Genomic DNA, 17551 nt, shown 5'->3' on the forward strand with positions numbered 1-17551 from the left:
TCATGGTCTCGACCAGGCTGAAGATCGTCATCCTTGCTCCCAACGTTGGCTTTGACCAGTGCGTCGAGAGGCGAGACTGTCGCATCTCTAACTGGCCCAACTGTCGCATTACTAAATAGCCCTTACAATAACATATCGCATAATTTGTATTATGGAACTTTATCATTATATTTCAATAACTTAGTCAATTCCGTTGTAGATTCTGTAGATCTCTGCATTCGTTTCAAAAAGGTCGTTTGGAGCGTCATCTGCTGGACCGTCTTGAATTTGGGACCGCTGTTCCACAACGCCAGCCCAATAATGGGAACGCCATTCTGCAGCAGGCACCCCATCGAGCATCGCGAGATCGAACAGCCCGTCTTGGTTAAGGCCCAAGGTTCCACGATTGGCATCATTGAAGCCTTATCTTGAGCCTTCACGGCGGCAGAAGTTCAAAAGTGCCGAAATCTCGTCATCGGTTAAAGCTGCAGCGGGCTTCCCGCCCCAGACTTCCCATCCAGACGAATTGAAAAAAACTTTTGGAGTCGTCGTTTGAGGTTCGTCGGAAAACTCAATAATCATTCTGATTCCACATGGTATAAAAAAAGCCGGGCTGACCCGGCTTCAGCGCGTACGCCTAGAATGGCCAGTAGGCCATGAAGGCGTGATACCAACCTTGGACCGTGACCACGGCAACATCCAGGCAAATGCCAATGAAGGTTACAGCGAACAGCAGTGCGAGTGCCTTGATGATACCAGGCAGCATAGCAACGGACACCCGAACCTCTTCTTGACCTTGCTCATATTCATAAGCCGCCTGAATTGTACTCTTCGCCATTATCACTGCTCCTGCTCATCACGATCGCGCTTTGCCTCGCGCTCTTTCATCAGCTCCTCAAGGCGGTTCAACTGCCTTGCTGCAGGTTCCGCCTGTGACGCCCCACCTTCTCGGACTGCTGCCTTTTCTTCTACCACAGGACGACGATCCGAAGAAGTCTCAACCTCGACAGTTTTGTCGTGACGCACCGTAACGACCTCCGCTTCCCACTTGCGCCGGTCAACCATTTCGACCTCACGAACCTTCTGACCGTCGACCTCTCGGATAACAGTCTTCTCGACCTTTTCCATACCCGCTTCTCGCAAGGTGATGGTGTCGCCCTGTTTGGCTTCGGCATGTGACAATGCGGCTGGAATGCCAACACCCCAAAGAGTGCGGTCTCCTTCATTTGTGCGAAGAACCACGTATGGAGACGCTTCGTTTTCGGGCTTGTCCTGATAAGGCTTCGATCCAACCTCGATCAGCTCGCCACGCACACCCTCGCGGAAACCGGTCCGGGTCTTTGTGGACGCCGTCGCCGCAGCGACCTTCTCCACAGCGGCTTCGCCCTTCTTGTTTTTGGTCTCTGCCTTGCTCTCAGCAACGACCAACTTTTCTTCAATATGCCGGATCTCGTTTTTCAGATGCGACTGCTCACGACGGCCAACTTCCTGCCAATCCAACTCGTTGGGTTGATAGCCTTTAACGGCGATCCCCCTCGCCTGCCCTTCAAGCCAGGCCTCACGGCGAAACTCCTCGGAGCCTGCTATTTCGACACTCGTCCAGCCGCGGTGCGCAGCGGTATCGATCATCAGACGGACAGCTGTTGGATCGTAAATCTTGCTACGCAGCTTTTCACCGGCATCCTGGAACACTTCGCGGGTTGCCTTTGAATTGGTGAAGACGCGAACGGCGCCATCTGCGGCGTGTTGCAGGAAATACTGGCTGGTGATTTCTGCAGGCAACGAACGCGACGGCTTCGGTTCCTCTACCCCGCCCTTCTCGACCGAAGCAGACGGTGCAGGTTCGAGCGATTGCTTTACGTTTGCCTCAACCGCAGAAACACCTTCCTTGATGTTGGTCTCGACCGCCGCAATGCCTTCCTTGACTGCTTCCTCAACCACCTCGAGAACACGCGCCACAGGGCTGAAGGTTGCGATTGAAGACGCCACATCGCGAACGATCGAGTTGGGACGCGCTTTCGAACGAATGTCCTCAAGCTCTTCCTGCAGCTCGACCACCTTGCGGCGTGCGTCGACAATGTTTTGCGCCCGCTCCGAGATCAGACTGAACTGCTCTTTCTCCTCCTGGGCGATCAGCTCGCCGTAGTTGGCAAGCGCACTCGCAACGTTCTTTTCGTACGCGTCGAACTGCGCTCTTGTCATGTCGTCACTCATTACTTCACCCTCTCTGACAATATCCGCCAAATACTGGCGCGCTGCATCTTTCACAGTCTCGAATTCCCCCCGTTCAACCGAGACAGCCAACCCTGCGAGACTGCTGCGGATCGCAAAGGAAAGTTTGGCTTCAGCTGACAGCGCAAACTGGACAACCTTCTCATCGTCGGAGCGATCGGCAACCGACGACCACGCCCGTTTCGCGTCAAAAGCGTGCTGTAAGCTCTGCTCCGTTGTCGCGACTTTACGGGCTTCGGCGCGTTTGTTGTCGTATCGCATCTGCGCTGCGGGGCTAGTCCCGACATGCGCAGTTCTGCCGATGGTGTCGACCGCCCTCACCTGATTGCGGGTAAAGGCAGGCGATGACGCCATTTCGCGCCGATCCGTCATTTCCATGGCAATGCCGTGGTCCCTCGCCTTTTCGGCCAGAAGCGCCCGCCACTGCCGAAAAATCTGGGGGCTGGTTTCGACACGTTCGCCGTCGTGGTTACGCATGACCACAAGGGCATGAACGTGGATGTGTGGTCGCTTGCCACCTTCGCGTTGCTCCTTCGGATCATGCATGGGGTCATGCATCGAAAAAGCGTATTTGAAGCCCTCGAATTGATGCGCCAGGAAATCACGCGCAGCATTCTCGAATGCATCGGCATTCGTACCTGCACGCGCTGACAGGATGACGTGCATAACGTCCCTGCCCTTCCGGCTGTGCAATTCGGAACGCCATTCTTTCTGAACGAGGTCGCCGGCAGCCTTGTCGGTGTCGATCACTCGGCCACGGTCGTCTCTGACCTCGACGTTAGATTCCACCAGGTCGCGCACTCGTGCCGTGCCGTACTCGACGCCATTGCCGTATCTGGAAAAAGAAAAGCGCGACGCAGCGCTGTTGGCCGTCACGCTCTTATCGAACCTGCCTTGCACAATCTCCGCTGCAACGTCATCACCGGTCAGCCGCTCGCCCTCCTTGCTCCGCAGAACGAGAACACCTTGAACTTCGACGACACCACGCGCCGGTTGATGAACCGCATAGGCATACCGCCGATGCCCAAGACCTGCCCCCAGAACATTCCGAACCGCATCGTGCAGATCGTCTACAGTCTCGATGGCATCCGTCTCGATGCGAACACTGAAGCTGGCAATGTCGCGGCTTTCGGCCCGGTTCTGGAAGAGCGGTTCCCATTCCTTCTTCAGCGCTGCAAGCTCTCCCCTGCTGCGCAAGCGCTCGCCGCTCTCGGTCTCGAGAGAGATCTCGCCTTTGCGCGAAACGTAGTCAACCATCGCACCGAGCCGACCGCCGCCACCATACGACGCCATTTTCACAACAGCTGGCTGGCTACCTTTCGCCACCGCTTCGAGCCGTTCAACCAACCGTCGAGGCCCAGCGCGACTACCATCGCCTTCCGTTCCTGACCTTCTGCCGTGCCTCAGCAATGGCCGTGACTTGCCTGGAGGAGGCAATTGCCCCCCTCCCCCGCCACCCCGGCGCTTGAACAATTCGTCCTCGAGACGCTTGTCCAAAGCCGAAGCTGCCGTTGAATTGAACGCCAACGCAGCGCGTCTGCCCTTTACCTCACATTCAAACAACCCTGGAAGTCGATCGGTCACGCCTCACCTCGACGCGAATTTCCGGCACGCACAGCAGCATTGCGCAGTTCCAAGCTCACTTCGTCCGTAATGATCTTGACGTTCCGAAGCGCAATTTTCACCTCTTCAGGGTCAACGACACGTCCGGCATTGAGCGAGCGCGCCACCTGATTGAGGTTCACACCGATCTTCCGCATGTCCTCATGGAGCAGAAAAAGGATCGCTCGGTCCTTGTCGTTGAAGATTGGACGGACGCCAGCGCCCTCTAAAGACAGGGAACGGAAGAAGCCGGAGACTGTCATTTCGGCCTTCTGAGCGGCGGCATCGAGGGCCGCATATTCAGCCTCACTGAACCGGACATTAACTTGCCTGCCCAAGCCAGAGCGGGCACTTCCTCTCCGCTTGTTCGAACCATTCTCGGCCATGACAATCAATCAATTCCGTTCCCATCGAGGGCCTGTCCGTCGATGCTCTAATTTTGTATAGCAAAATTACGTATCCTGCCAACCTATTATGATTTGTAATTCGATGAATTTTCGTTTGGACGCGATGTGGATTTAACGGCGATCTGCACCTCCGGTGAGGGCGCCCACCAAGGTTCACACCCAGGACCGCTTTTCGGCCTTTCTGCTAACGGTCGTACTCGCCCGCAAGAGACGCTTCGCTCTTTGCCCTTGCGGCCTGCGTGCGCCCATAGCGGAAAATTCCTGCGCGGCTCCGGGGTTCACACCTCCATTTATCGTAACCCTTATACAACTGAAACCATTGCGCTATTTACGTTGATTACTTTATATAAAGTGAAGTGCGTTTCTTCTTCAGTTCTTCTCAACATTCACCTGACCGAACGCCGGTGAGTTTCCTCGTTTCAACGCAACTTCAAATGCATGATGCATCGAAACTTTTGTTCAGGAAGTGAGCGGGCCATCGCCCCAACCTTCGTCCGTCAGTGTGACTGCAGTCCTGAGGTAACGTCGCGCCACACCGGTAAGGGCAACAATATTCGATTTATAATAGCTTTGTTTTGTAGTTGAAAATTTGTTTGGTTTATTGCAAGTGTGGCGTTGGCTGGACCTCGGGTAGAGACAATCGTGGTCGCCTTCCCGTCACGCCGATCAAGAGGAACGAGTATGACGATCATTTTCGGGACGATGAGTTCAAAGGGTGGCGCAGGTAAGTCCACGATCGCCAAGCTGATTGCCGGCGAATACGCGCTCAACGATGATAGCAGAGTATTGCTCGTAGATTCCGATCCCAGCCAAAACGTCCAGGCCTGGTGGATGCAATGTGGAGAAAAGGGTCAGCAGCCGGAGAACATAGATTTCGTGTCCGCGCTGCAGACGAAAGCGCTCGATGACCTCATGCTTCGCAAGGCGGATTATGGCGCGATCATAATCGACACTGCCGGCCGGGATTCAGTCATCCTTAAGAACATTCTCGACTATGTGGACGTCGTGTTGACACCGGTCCAAGCAGCAAAACGCGAGATCGATGCGATGAGCAAGGCGATTGAGATTGTGGACGCCTATAACGACAGCCACAGTAAAGCGGTCAAACATTTTATCATCCGGACACGGGTAACTGCTATCAATCAAAGATCCAATGAATACCGGTTCATTCGGCAGTATATCGAAGAGATCAACAAGCATGGATATCGTTCAAGGCTCCTGGACGCGGAGTTGTTGGAGCGGAACATCTATCGAGAGATCGAAAACGGCTACGGCACGGTGCAGATGCAGCAACTGACCGATCCGGTGAAGAAAGCACGCATTGAGGTCATGAGGCTGATGGCCGAGATCGAACGAGACCTTGCCGGCGAAGCGCTGGAGGCAGCGTAATGGTCAATCGCAAACTGGAATTCGGCGATGTGAAGCTTCCGCTTGGCAAATCACGCATCCCGCGCATTGAGGAACCAGCTGCGCCACCCGAGACGCTGCCCCAGACTGACCTTGCTGCAGCATCGCCGGAATCTGGTGAGACCACCGCGCCGAGCGAAAGTTTCGCCCTGCGTGATGATGCGCCAAGTGATCCCTCAGCCGCCTCCCCCCAAAGGAAGAGATTTGTTGGCGAAGGTATCATAGCGCTCCGCAGCCATAGGAAACAGTCCAGTCAAACGCTTTTCAATGTCTCTCTAGACGAGCCTCTAAAGGAACGCCTGGAGAGAGCTTCGTTCGAAACCAAAGTAAAGCAAACGGTTATCGTTCGCGCGGCAATCAACGCCTTCCTGAAAAAAGAAGGCTACTAAAACTCACCCCTGCGGACCCTAGTCTTGCTTCACATCTTTTTTAGATATTATTGTCTCCGGGGAATCGACGGCGGCTTGCTAAACCTATAGACCTCGCAAATCAACTCTGCTTGAAGTCCTAGCATTTGATCAATTTTATCTAGTCAAAAAGACTGTGAGAGGGAAACCGCGTGGAAAGCGACGACGTCTCCACCGAGCAAGACGAAAACCAGCCGCCGGAAGCAGTTCGCGCTTATGCGAAGAAATATGGCCTGGTGCCGACCTTCGAAGCGAAGCCGCTCAAGCAAGTAAAAAAAGGCGAGACGCCTCCCGAAAGCAGCCGCGCGACGACCATCTATCGCCGTCCAGGCTACGAGGGCGTTCTCGCGCTTCCTGAGATCGAAAAACGCATTGGCGAGTTTTTACGAACAGTCCGAGACAAGCGTGACATCTCGCAATACGATTTCGCTGTACTGCTCGGCATTACAGGCCAGGTTTGGGGACGATACGAGCGCTCGATGTCGTCGCTCGATGTATCTCGTTTGATCGTTCTGACCGAACTCTTGGGCCTAAAACCCACGGAACTACTGGGGTATGTCGCCCCGCACCTCTTCGGTGACACCCCTGAGGGAGCAAAGGACCGCATCGAGCTCATCCATCGCATTTGCGAACTTCCTGACGAAACGGCGTCAAATTTGCTCGGCATGGTGAAGCATTTGGAGAGCGTGGCCAAAGGAATGAAAAACTAGCTCGAGCTTAACGACCTTACCGAGGGTCTAGCTGCCATTATCTTCGTCCGCTTCAGCTATTGCGGAAACTAAGTCTAGAATTCTCTTTCTCTGTTCCGGACTGGGAATTCTATTGAACGCGGCGTTCAAGGTGAGGCCCTCACCTTGGGAGACAAAAGCCATCAGCTCGTCGGTTTGGCCGTCTCCTGTTTTCGAATCGTTGTCTACCGCTTCCGGATCTCGGAAAAAGAACTCCACCGGCACGGCGAGTATCTCTGCAACCGTGGATAGCCTGCCCGCCCCTATTCTGTTCTTTCCCGTTTCATATTTCTGAAACTGCTGAAACGTGATCCCGAGGCGTTGCGCTATAGCGGCCTGGCTCAATCCAACAATTCTTCGTCGAAGACGAATTTTCGCGCCGACCTGCACGTCAATAGCTCCTGGCTTCCCTTTCATTAATTCACCTCCCACAATCTCTGGCGTTGGTTTTGAATCAAATCTTCCGACGTTTGCGAAGATAGTATCTTCGTTATTGCTCATTCGAGCGAGTGCCCGAAACTGAATCGACCGGATGAGTGCGAACTGCGTGTTTTTACTGAACCCCGCTTGTGAAACGAGCAATAGTTGAGTCGCGGTAGAGTTTTCCGTCCAGTGTGCCAAATCTGCGGAGACTCCCTTCGTCCATCTGGTGATTGCCTGCGCTCTATCAACGCTCGTGGCCGATCGAATTGCAAAGATTACGCGCAGCGCGTGTCCATGCGGGAACCTGAGGGCGCAACAGAAGTTAGCGTGCCGTCCAACAAAAGGAGACCGGCATGGTAACGATGGTAGGCAGCGAATCCGACATCAAGGACCTTGTGAAAAATCTTCTCTACCTGGAGCATGACGCGATTGCCGCGTATGATTCCTGTATCGACAGGTTAGACAACAAGGAGTTTGCGGCGAAGATAGCTGCGTTCAAAACAGATCATTTGCAGCACGTCAGAGTACTGACCGAAATGGCGCAGGAGCTTGGTATCCACGCGCCCGCCGAAGGGGACATGAAACAGTTACTGACAACCGGGAAAATCGCTCTTGCCGACATTATCGGTGACCGGGCCATCCTCAAAGCAATGAAGACTAATGAGGACGATACGGTTACTGCCTATGAGCGCGCGGCCCGTCATGAGGACGCAATACCCGCGTCAAAAGCTTTTTTCCTCACGGCCGTCCAAGACGAGGAAAAGCATCGCGCCTGGATGGAAGCAACCGCCAACACACTCTAGTCGAAACATCTGCTGATCAGAGAAAGACACCCGTCCAGCTGTCCTTACGGGAGCGACCGTAGCGTCGCGCAATTCAACAGAGCGCAGCCATGAATGAGCTTCAATTCCCGCTGCGACGTTAAGCGAGGCAAAAACATTTAAGGGTCGATTTTTGTCGGGAGCTGGTGAGGCACGGCGTACTCTGACCGTGCCTCACCCACCAAGGTTGGCCAAGAACCAGCTACCGAAGGGCTTGACATTCAGCTGACCGGGAAAATCGTTGTTTGTTCCCACCAAACTGCAGTTTCCAATGGTTCTGGCGACCGTGACATCGCTTCCCTCTTCAATAATCGCACCTAGTGACGGACGATGAGCAAGTAGAATGTGTTCGAAGGATCAGCTTTTGGCGGTCGAGCTAAAATATGGATGAGGAACCGATAGCCGTGGTGGCGAGCGAGTTTATGGCTATTGATAATAAGTACTCTCAGGATCGATTGAGACGTCGCGCTAGATGCGCGGCTGTGGCGGGTCAACAATGCTTGCCTTGCCATCCACGCCACCATCCGGCTCTGTCATCCACCACTGCCCTATCAAGACGAAACCGCAGAGTGCCATGCAGACTGCTACAAGAAATATCATTGCTCGGGTGTGGTGTTGAGCTGAGGGAGGGGCGGGACGCTTCACAATCTCAATTCTCCTGCATTTCACTCTGCGTTTGTAATCTCGAAACGACCGTCACCGTTCCCTGTTCCCATTGAAAGCCTCTAAAATTTAAGGACTGCGTGTCCTTGCCCTGTTTCTGCGCAGGTTTGATTTATTTCTTCGCTTGGTGTTTCTATTGTTTTTTATCCAGCTTTGGAGCTGAAGCGAACCGTCCTTCTGGTACAGACGGTTCTATATCCCTCTGCGCCACCATCCTGTCGCTTCCCGATGGGCCACGCGAAGAAGATCACATTGAGGACAAAGCGTGTACGCATTGAAGCTGCGGGGCTTTGTGCACGGGCCTCAGTGCCGTGCATACTCCAACACAGCGGCCTCCCACCTTCGCGTCGGTAATTTGGTTTCGAGAAAAAAGAGGCCCGGTCGTGCTACCGCTTCGTCGCTACGAGCGCTCGATGTCGTCGCTCGATGTTTCCCGTTTGATCGTCCTGACAGAACTCTTGGGCCTAAAACCAACGGACCTCCTCGGATACGTGGCGCCGCATCTCTTCGGTGACACCCCCGAAGGGGCTAAGGATCGCATCGAGCTCATTCATCGCATTTGCGAGCTTCCAGACGAAACAGCATCGAACCTGCTCGGGATGGTGAAGCATTTGGAAAGTGTCGCCAGAGGCATGAAAACTTAGCTGAAGTTTGACGGCTAATCGCAGACCGCCTCCGCTCCTGATGGAGCGTTATCGTCTGATCTCCTGGAACTCTCTGCTAGTTGCAGATCGTCTTATCTCTACTCTCCCATTTGGCCACGTATACTCTTTTGGATGGCGGGACACCGTAATACTGACCGCGGAGACGTGCAGGCGGCAACCCGATCCGGGCGCTAGGCATCCCTGATAGAAGCCAAGATGGCTTCGTCCGTTCCGGTCAGACGCACAGCCAATCAGGCGGCTTGCGCCAGCCGATGAAGATCCCAATGGCGGGATTTGTGTTCAGCGGATTGGAGTATGGAAAGCGAATAGCACCGCAGACACGCCTGTCTGTGGCTCTCAAAACAGGGCGGCCAACCGCTGCTCGGCTTCAAGCTCTTAGACCAGGCCGAGCCAGTTCGCGTTTTCGGGTAGTTTAAGGAACAGATTGTCGGCCTTGGCCAAGAGGATGTCGTGCAAAACACGCCAAGCAACATACACTAAGATGCAGGCAATCGAGAGAATGATCAGTTGGTGCATTCGTCCAAAGGTGCGAACAGATGCTCTGACCTCAGGAATATCCTGATCTTCGCTCACCAGGGAGGGCTTCACGACCGCTTCGGCGGCTGGCGCAACATGGAGCCAGTTTTTCTTCACCTGCTTTTTGAGCATTTTCCCCACAACTCCTCGACGACCAAACCGGCGACGTATGCTAGTATACCCGCCTGCAGTGCCACCGCATAATCATCCAATTGGGCGAGAGTTACTCGAACCATGAAATGCGTGGCCCGGCTACCCTCCCAAGTAGCCGGGCCTCACCCTGGAAGATCGAAATCGCATCAGGGCTGAGCGGACGCTAGTCTGTATTGCGTCGGTGTCAATCTATCCGACGAGATGAGGTTGCATAGCTCCCATGCAAATAAGCCCTCTGCACCTTTTCGTCGATTGGCAGTATTACGGCTTCCAACGGGATCGGCCTCCTCCTCATTGCCGGTTTCGAAGATGAGCAGCGTTCTCCTCCCAAGCTGCACGTCGTTTTCAAAACCCGCCGCACCTCCTCCCGCGGCGGGTTTTTCATTCTCCGGGCAAAGAACATTGGCTAGTTCTCCCGATCGGAGATGTTCCCCCTTAGTAAACTTACCTTATGCCTGCGCATCGGCAAAGCCAGCGCTATCAGCTCTGTGAAACGGCCAATGCACACATGGCACGTTTCCGTACACAAAGGGCCATGCGTCAGTTTAGGGGAGCCAACGTCATAACATGGTTGAGTTACGTCCAGACACCCCCCGTGTCCCCTCACGTCATGTCTGGAACATCAAGGACAAGAGCCGTGCTTTTCTGTTTGTAGTCTCCATTTTTCCTCAGTTTCCTCAAAAGGTAGCGCACCTCAGGCTTGCTCTCGTAATGTCCCGCGCTGGCGCCGGAGCGCGTCGCGGGGAGAAAACATGCGGCAACGCCTATCAAACAATTCGGGGGCGAGGTGGCTGATGGAGGGTGTCGCGGATTACGATTGGATGTTTGGGTATCGACGCCCAGGCTCGGTGTGACGCGTACCATAATTGAGCAATCCTCATTTTACGGCGGACAAATAGCCCAAAAGAACTCAGTCGCGCGCAGATACAGACTCATTTTCGCGCCACAACAGGTGTATAATTTTTTGGCATTGCAGCCCATGTCGAACGAGAGGTCCCTGTGAAACCCTCTGTTAATGACCGCTACTCAATTGAAGAATTGCAAGAGCACTACGGCCTCAGTTTGCCGCAAGCAGTCGCGATATATGACAAATTCTCAGGTGACAAAGTCGAGACCGACAAAATGATGAAACGCTTTCCCTCCGCGTTCGACAAGAAGGAGATCCGTTGAGGTCTTGATCGATCAGGGCAAGCTCACGCCTGTGCTTTGCCTAGGGCTAATTGATTAACTCGCTCGGTGACGAAATCTTCGAACCGCAACAAGATCTCGTTAAATTTGGCAGACTGCTCCCAATGGAGGCCGTGCCCAGCTAGGGGAATTCTGATCGGTCCTGACTCCCACACGTTCGAAAACCTTAAGCCGTCGATATAGTCGAGGTTGACGACCGCGTCGCTCTCTCCGTTCAAAATCGCAAGGGGAACGGGCGATGTTTCGACAGTGGTTCTCTGATTGCTGCCGTCCCCTCGCAATACAGCCTCAACCAAGTACTCGCGCGCTAGTCCATCTGTCCTACGAACGGCATTGCGGAAGAACGGCTCTCGCGCTGCCTCTCGTCCTAACGCATGCGCAACAACCATGCCGATCTGCTCTTCGCTCAGTACCGCGCTGCCTGTGTACGCCATCTCCGGGCTAGGCTTGAAACCCACAAGCAGTCCCTCTGGTGTGTTTTCGATGGGCGGAGTGCCAAAAATCATCGCACCATCGATCAACGCTCCTCGCGCGATCATTTCAAGGATGACGTGGCCTCCCAAAGAATGTCCGACCCCAATGAACCTCTTCACACCCAACTGGACGAGTGCCTCCAGGAGCACGTCGGCATATCCCGGGATACTATAAGTACGCCGAGGATTAATGGCATTGGCTGATGCCCCATGCCCAGGCAAATCAAACGCGATAACTCTGCGGATACCTCCGAGCGCCTGAATTTGCGGTCTGAAGCATTCTTTGCAGAGCGAGTTGGCGTGAACCATCACGACTGGCACACCCTCACCCTTTGTATCGATCACCGAGAGTGATCCATGGGACGTGTTAATTTCATCACCTAACATATCGCCACCGGTCCTAATTTACTTATTCAGAAAACAAACAGTAGTGAACTCGCTTATTCGGCGAAGGTAGCTCGGAATTAGAAATTCAAATTTCAGGAGATGATGGAAGCACGAGAAGCCGCCACTAGAATTTGCTTCGGATGTCGACGATTTTCTCCCATTTGTCGGATGCTTCGTGTGACTGCCGTTTTAAAAATTTGTAGGGAACCTCCGACCAGAGTTTTACATCATCCGTCGCTTGGTCGAGAACGAAATCGCCTTTGTCCGTTGTGATCGTAACGAGAGCTGTTCCTTCGCCCGAGGGCGCAAGCGCGACCGTTAAAAGCAGGTTTGAGACCGCAATTCTCTTAGCAGCAAGTTCTTTTCGTTTCAAAAGTGCGACGTCTTCAACGTCGCCGGCCGTCCTGGGGTAAATCCACCGCTCCTCAACGCCATACTGTTCTTGGTCGGAAACAAGGCGAATTTTGTGATTTATGGTCCGGTTGACCTCGCCGATCGTCGCCATAATCTCGTCAGATAAAATAAGAGGACCGTCCCACTCTGTTGGACCGCACTCCCAAGGCACCGCTTTGCAAAGCGCGACATGCCCAACCGGCGGAGTCGTTCTTCCGCCCACCTCCATATTCCTGCCAACCGTTTCTTCTGCCGCGACTGGTTGGATCAGGGAGATGAATATCAAGGCAGTGCGGAATGCTCTTATAATCATTTATCAGCCCCCTCTGATAAAGAGCGAGTGTCGCATATTGTTTCTATACGAGGCAAGGACTCGATGTTCTATGTCCGATAACAGACAAAGAGACGTCAAAGACAATCTTCACACATCTACAGGCCGACAGTTGCTCGTCGCTTCCACCATCTCTACTGTGAATAGATTGCTTTCTTGATGGAGATGGAAACTCTATGCCTGTTGGAACAGTTAAATTTTTTAATGACGAAAAAGGTTATGGTTTCATCGTGCGCGACGATGGAAAGCCCGATGTGTTTGTCCATATCTCAGGGCTCCAAAGTGCGGAATCGCTTCGACCGGGTGATAAGGTGACTTTCGAGGTTGGTCAGGATCGCAAAACAGGAAAAGAAAAAGCCGAGAGCGTTGCTATCCTTTAGCGCCTTTAAAATCGCTTAACTGGAAATGATTGCGATGACAGTGAGCCGGTGTGGTGGCATTGCCTCCGGCTCCTTTCCCATTTCAAAGCTCGTCATGGTTCAGCGATGTAACTATTTGTATTTGCTTAGTGAATACCTGTGCGATCGAGTGGTTATTCACCTATGCATACCTCCGGTTGGCTTCGCCGTTTGCTCGCAGCAACGCCATGACCATCGGACCAAGCGAAAACTCTCCCCTCTCCGCCCTCCTCGTCAGATCGCGCAGATATCCGCCAGCGGAATTGATATGCCCTGCCCGTTCGAGGATACATGCAATCGCGACCGCTGCATTTTCGGCACCCATACTCTCGCAGGCATCCTGATATGCAGATGGGCTGACGCCAAGCATTGATCGGACGACAACAGCCGCGGTCATCAGGTCGCGCCAGCTCCCAATAAGCCCGCCGGGACCATAATCGACGATCTGTGGGCACGCCTTCAACACGACTCCGAGTGGGAAAGCCTTCAGCGTTTCTCGCTTCGGTTCGTTCTGGTCCTCAGGTTTTGCCCCCTGCTCCTTTTCGGAGCCTGGTTCAAGTTCATTAGTGGATTCGGTATTTGAATTCTGTATGTGGCGGTCATTCTGACCATCATTGGCGGTCATATTTTCAGATTTTAGCTGAACTTCCAGCAAGTTGACGACGTCTTCGCGCAACATCCGCAGGTCTTCGAGGATGGATTCTACGAGAAGCCTGTCAGGATTGCGCGTCAGACGACCAACCAAAGCGATATACATCGCCTCGACAGCGATCCAGTCACCCTCAGCGCCCTCCTCGATGGCGGCCGAAATGAGCTTACGGACGTCACGCCGGCAGATCGTCAGCGCTTCCTTGGCCCGCTTCATAAGTCTGGCTTCTTCAGCAACCTTCTGAGCGAGGTGAGCGAGTTCCTGGGCGCGTGCGAGCATTGGAGCAAGGCTGAAGCCGAATGCTTCCTCAATCTCCCCTGCCCTATCACGGTGCGCATAACGCTTGCCGTTCGGGCTGTCGTGTCTCTCGATAAGACCCGCATCAACCAACGAAGCCAGGCTACGCCGCAGTGTCCTGCCGGAAATGCCGTGCGAGCGGACTGACAACTGAGCATTCGACGGAAACACCACGAGAGATGTTTCAGACGTCAGATCCGTCTCCGGGTAAAAGGTCAGGAGAGCATTGAGCACAGACAAAGCGCGATCCTGCACGCCGAGTGCCTCGCGTGCTTCACACGCGTCTCGAAACACTTTCCACTTATCTGCGGTCCTGCCCTGCGGCAGTTCATTGGTTTCGAGCTGCCGTTTTACAAGCGCAAGCTTCGCCGGCCGCCGCCCGAATGGCGTCGTCACACTTCCAATCTGCATTTTCCTTCACCTTTCAGAAGGCAAAAGAAATCCGCTCACCAAAACGGTGCCAAAGACTCTTGACTGGGATTCGTGGAAATGCGATTCTTGCTTTGCTACAAGACAGAGAAGGGCTTCCACGACGGGAACGTTTGGGGGCCTTTTTCTTTTGCGGGTTACTCTCCTCGTTGATCCGATTGATTCCTGTATGCGCGATAGAGATGCGCTAGGTTTTCAGTGATGTACTCTCCAAACCCAGCAGCATTTTTTGCTTTCAAAGCGAACGTGTATGTTTTTCCATCGGTTTTGATGTCGGCCTGAACAGCCTTGTCGTCTGATGCCCATTTCTGAGCTTGAACTTCCTTAATCCGACGCTGTTTCCCCACTGTCTTCATAAAGGCCAATAAGGAATTGAAACGTTCGTCGCCGATCTTGCCTGTGAAGTCGCTCGACTGAACGTACGCGCGCGCCTGTTCGAGGTTCGAAGGCCGTTCTAGGAGATTTTTAAGCTCATACCACCTGTCGCGGCCAATCCCTTTGGCAGCGCCCACCGCTTCAAGGATCTCCCTAGGCATGGTTGAGACCGACAGCATCTTAGAGAGCGTAGCTCGGTCGATCGAAAGAGCAGAAAGAATGATCGAATTGTCACCATCGTACTGTTGTCGGGAGATTTCGGCCGCGAACATTGCCTTTTCAATAAACGACAAGTTCGCCCTGGCCGTGTTCTCCTGCCCTTGGGCAACGACGTGATCGCGATCCTTAAGATCTTTGACAACCGCCCGAACTTTTCTCTCGAGCACCTTTGCCGCCCTAAGACGTCGGTGCCCGAAGACAACCATATATCGGCCGGTGGAGTTTGGATGCGGCCTGACAAGTATGGGCGTATCCTGCCCGCGATCGCGAATAGCCGTAAGGAGTTCGTCAAAATCTTGCTCATCGTCTTCGAGGCGATCCTTCAAAAACGAAGCATCAACTATCGAAGTGTCGAGTTCGACCACAGCTTCTCCTTCGAGAAGCCGATCTGCCTGGGCGGCCAATTCGTCCAAGGAATGGATAAGCGACTTCGATGCACCTTTGTTCGTATACTCGAGGATAGCTTCGGAGTTATCCGGAGCCTCTTCGGTCATAACGTTCATAAAAGGGTTCTTCCGAGCCATTTTCCTATCCTTGAAACTTACTCAAGTGATTGTTTTTGCGATGCGGATGCACATTTTTTCCGGCAGTCAACATCATCACAGTCTCCCCCACGCCCGATGGATAAGACCCTGAATTTCAAAATTGACTGCATCCATACAATCTATGGCACGATCATAGGTCCCCCGGGTGAAGTTAGACCTGTCCAATTCGTAGAGACTACGCTTTGTTAGTCCGGCGTCCGATATCGCGGTTGTTTTCACCATAGGTGTCTTGAGTATTTCTTCCGCAAGCATCGACTGCATGAAACCGAGCATCTGAACTTGAGGAACGTCCTGGGGTTCGAAACGCGTAATCAAGTATCGAAGCCAATCCAATTTTACATCTGCACCCGCCTGCTTGATCGTCTTTGTGATGTTGCCGAGCATCAGCAAAAACTGCGACATTGACATTAGGTCGAGCATTTGAGGATGAACTGTGATCAGCACCGAAGTGGACGCTGTCAAAGCAGTCAAAGAGAGGTAACCAAGCTGCGGCGGGCAGTCGATAATCACTACGTCGTAACGATCATCGATATCCAACAGTGCCTTGCCAAGACGGGTGAAGAACCGTTTGCCCTCGCTACCAGCTTGCATCGCTAGAGGGGTGTCATACTCGTATTCTTGGAGTTCAAGGTTCGCCGGGATTATATCGAGCCCAGGAAAATTCGTCGGCAGAATAATGTCCGCGATAGGTTTCCGTCCGTCGTCATAACGAATGGTATCATAAAGCGACGGGTTTTGATCAAGCTCAGGCTGGAACCCGTGAAGGGCAGAGAGAGATGCCTGAGGATCGAGATCGATGGCAAGGACACGATGGCCTGTGAGGGCAAGATGCTGCGCGAGGTGAGCGGCCGTCGTGGTTTTACCACTCCCGCCTTTGAAGTTCACAACAGCAATAACTTGTAGCTTGTCGCCTTGCTTGCGATGGGGGAGGTACCGCTTAGCTTCACTCTTTCCGGTTTCAGCCAGGTAATGTCTAAGCTCAAGCATCTGCTCAGCAGTGTAGAACTTACGGCTTCCGGACATGGTTGCCGGAATGGGACCCTTATTGTCGAGGTAGAGCCTTTTCAGGTTCGACGGGGAGACACCAAGATAGTGAGCAACTTCCGACACCGAAAATGGGCGCAAGGTCTTCCTCGCGCTCGGAGGGAAATTTTCTAGCCGAAGCTGGTTGAGCTTACGCGAAATCTCGGCGCCCTGCTTCAGAATCTTGTCGTCAAGTTCAAACGACGGGAGCGAGCTAAACGCGTTCATGGTGTCTCGGGCCATTCTGTCGATAAAATCGACTGTTTCAAAGATATGCCGTCATTATCTCCGATTCTCGATTCTCGGCAAGGAAAATTGAGTTAACGAAAGGTTAACGGAAATTTAGGGCTTCAAAGCTACCTGCTCAAATGAGAAACACCGATTCGGACGAAACGGGAAACATCGAGTGTGATTTCCCCGCGCAACGTTGACTGCCGTCAAAATCGCGAATTCTTATTAAAGTTCAGTACGTTGAATAAATCGGCCTCTGAAAGTTAGGGGGCCTTTCCGGATCGTGATCCACAGGTTTCCACCGAAATGACATCGCGCAGCCTCGGTGAGCGCGGAGTCTTGAAGAAAAAATAGGCGGGTGGGGATGTCGAGGGGCGGGACTTAAGGGGAGCCCCTCGAAGGCGGCCGGGTTCCTCGTAAACCCGGCCATAGGTTGCGCCGCATCTCATGACGCATCCCCTTCCCTCTTCTAACAATGAACCACGACGGTCAACCCGCTCAGTCCTGAAAGATGGGTCCCGATCGGTTCCGCAAGAACGAGCATGCTGCAATCGGTGATCGCCTCGCATCCTACCGCAATGAGGTGGCCCTAGACCGTGAAAAACTCTGC

At 53.4% G+C, this 17551-nt stretch carries 16 protein-coding genes; 6 read left to right on the forward strand and 10 right to left on the reverse strand.

The window, feature by feature from the left end:
* Positions 1-616: 616 nt before the first annotated feature.
* From HWX89_RS15030 to HWX89_RS15040, 3 genes are all read right to left on the reverse strand, one after another.
* A complete protein-coding gene (locus HWX89_RS15030; protein ID WP_138793758.1) occupies positions 617-817 on the reverse strand; it encodes a hypothetical protein in 201 nt (66 codons plus the stop codon).
* Between the two features lie 2 nt (positions 818-819).
* Complete coding sequence (locus HWX89_RS15035) at positions 820-3504, reverse strand: LPD7 domain-containing protein (RefSeq protein ID WP_178340779.1); 2685 nt, start codon at positions 3502-3504, stop codon at positions 820-822.
* Between the two features lie 287 nt (positions 3505-3791).
* On the reverse strand, positions 3792-4199 hold the full coding sequence (locus HWX89_RS15040; RefSeq protein WP_178340780.1) for a plasmid mobilization protein: 408 nt from the start codon (positions 4197-4199) through the stop codon (positions 3792-3794).
* 702 nt (positions 4200-4901) lie between these two features.
* Here HWX89_RS15040 and HWX89_RS15045 point away from each other — a divergent pair.
* From HWX89_RS15045 to HWX89_RS26460, 3 genes are all read left to right on the forward strand, one after another.
* Positions 4902-5609 (forward strand): ParA family protein, encoded by a 708-nt coding sequence (locus HWX89_RS15045; RefSeq protein ID WP_138792947.1) that lies wholly within the window; start codon positions 4902-4904, stop codon positions 5607-5609.
* A complete protein-coding gene (locus HWX89_RS15050; RefSeq protein ID WP_138792946.1) occupies positions 5609-6016 on the forward strand; it encodes a ribbon-helix-helix domain-containing protein in 408 nt (135 codons plus the stop codon). Before HWX89_RS15045 ends, HWX89_RS15050 begins: the two co-directional genes overlap by 1 nt.
* Positions 6017-6186: 170 nt before the next feature.
* Positions 6187-6744, forward strand: coding sequence for a helix-turn-helix domain-containing protein (locus HWX89_RS26460; RefSeq protein WP_138792945.1), 558 nt, complete (start codon positions 6187-6189; stop codon positions 6742-6744).
* Positions 6745-6771: 27 nt separating this feature from the next.
* Here HWX89_RS26460 and HWX89_RS15060 read toward each other — a convergent pair whose 3' ends face one another.
* Positions 6772-7263, reverse strand: coding sequence for a helix-turn-helix domain-containing protein (locus tag HWX89_RS15060; protein ID WP_353505690.1), 492 nt, complete (start codon positions 7261-7263; stop codon positions 6772-6774).
* A 275-nt stretch (positions 7264-7538) separates the two neighbouring features.
* Here HWX89_RS15060 and HWX89_RS15065 point away from each other — a divergent pair, with 275 nt between their 5' ends.
* Both HWX89_RS15065 and HWX89_RS15070 read left to right on the forward strand, forming a co-directional pair.
* The gene (locus HWX89_RS15065) at positions 7539-7988 is read left to right on the forward strand and encodes a DUF2383 domain-containing protein (protein WP_138792944.1); all 450 of its coding nucleotides are present in this window, start codon (positions 7539-7541) and stop codon (positions 7986-7988) included.
* A 1094-nt stretch (positions 7989-9082) separates the two neighbouring features.
* On the forward strand, positions 9083-9313 hold the full coding sequence (locus HWX89_RS15070; protein ID WP_178340781.1) for a hypothetical protein: 231 nt from the start codon (positions 9083-9085) through the stop codon (positions 9311-9313).
* A 396-nt stretch (positions 9314-9709) separates the two neighbouring features.
* Here the strand turns inward: HWX89_RS15070 and HWX89_RS15075 are convergent, their stop codons facing one another.
* The 3 genes from HWX89_RS15075 to HWX89_RS15085 form a co-directional block, all read right to left on the reverse strand.
* A complete protein-coding gene (locus HWX89_RS15075; protein ID WP_138792943.1) occupies positions 9710-9982 on the reverse strand; it encodes a hypothetical protein in 273 nt (90 codons plus the stop codon).
* A 1214-nt stretch (positions 9983-11196) separates the two neighbouring features.
* Positions 11197-12009: an alpha/beta fold hydrolase gene (locus HWX89_RS15080; RefSeq protein ID WP_353505691.1), complete on the reverse strand. Its 813-nt coding sequence runs from the start codon at positions 12007-12009 to the stop codon at positions 11197-11199.
* A 166-nt stretch (positions 12010-12175) separates the two neighbouring features.
* Positions 12176-12757, reverse strand: a complete 582-nt coding sequence (locus tag HWX89_RS15085) for a transglutaminase-like cysteine peptidase (RefSeq protein ID WP_138792941.1) — start codon at positions 12755-12757, stop codon at positions 12176-12178.
* A gap of 194 nt (positions 12758-12951) precedes the next feature.
* Between HWX89_RS15085 and HWX89_RS15090 the strand changes: the two genes are divergently transcribed.
* Positions 12952-13155, forward strand: coding sequence for a cold-shock protein (locus tag HWX89_RS15090; RefSeq protein ID WP_138792940.1), 204 nt, complete (start codon positions 12952-12954; stop codon positions 13153-13155).
* A gap of 160 nt (positions 13156-13315) precedes the next feature.
* On the opposite strand, the gene repC is transcribed toward HWX89_RS15090, so the two are convergent.
* From repC to repA, 3 genes are all read right to left on the reverse strand, one after another.
* On the reverse strand, positions 13316-14530 hold the full coding sequence (gene repC, locus HWX89_RS15095) for a plasmid replication protein RepC (protein WP_178340782.1): 1215 nt from the start codon (positions 14528-14530) through the stop codon (positions 13316-13318).
* A 155-nt stretch (positions 14531-14685) separates the two neighbouring features.
* On the reverse strand, positions 14686-15666 hold the full coding sequence (gene repB / locus HWX89_RS15100; RefSeq protein WP_138792284.1) for a plasmid partitioning protein RepB: 981 nt from the start codon (positions 15664-15666) through the stop codon (positions 14686-14688).
* Positions 15667-15741: 75 nt separating this feature from the next.
* Positions 15742-16938: a plasmid partitioning protein RepA gene (repA, locus tag HWX89_RS15105; protein ID WP_138792283.1), complete on the reverse strand. Its 1197-nt coding sequence runs from the start codon at positions 16936-16938 to the stop codon at positions 15742-15744.
* Positions 16939-17551 lie beyond the last annotated feature (613 nt).

Origin of the sequence: Rhizobium sp. RM (genome assembly GCF_013390595.1) — a bacterium.
In the GTDB taxonomy this organism is placed as follows: Bacteria; Pseudomonadota; Alphaproteobacteria; order Rhizobiales; family Rhizobiaceae; genus Agrobacterium.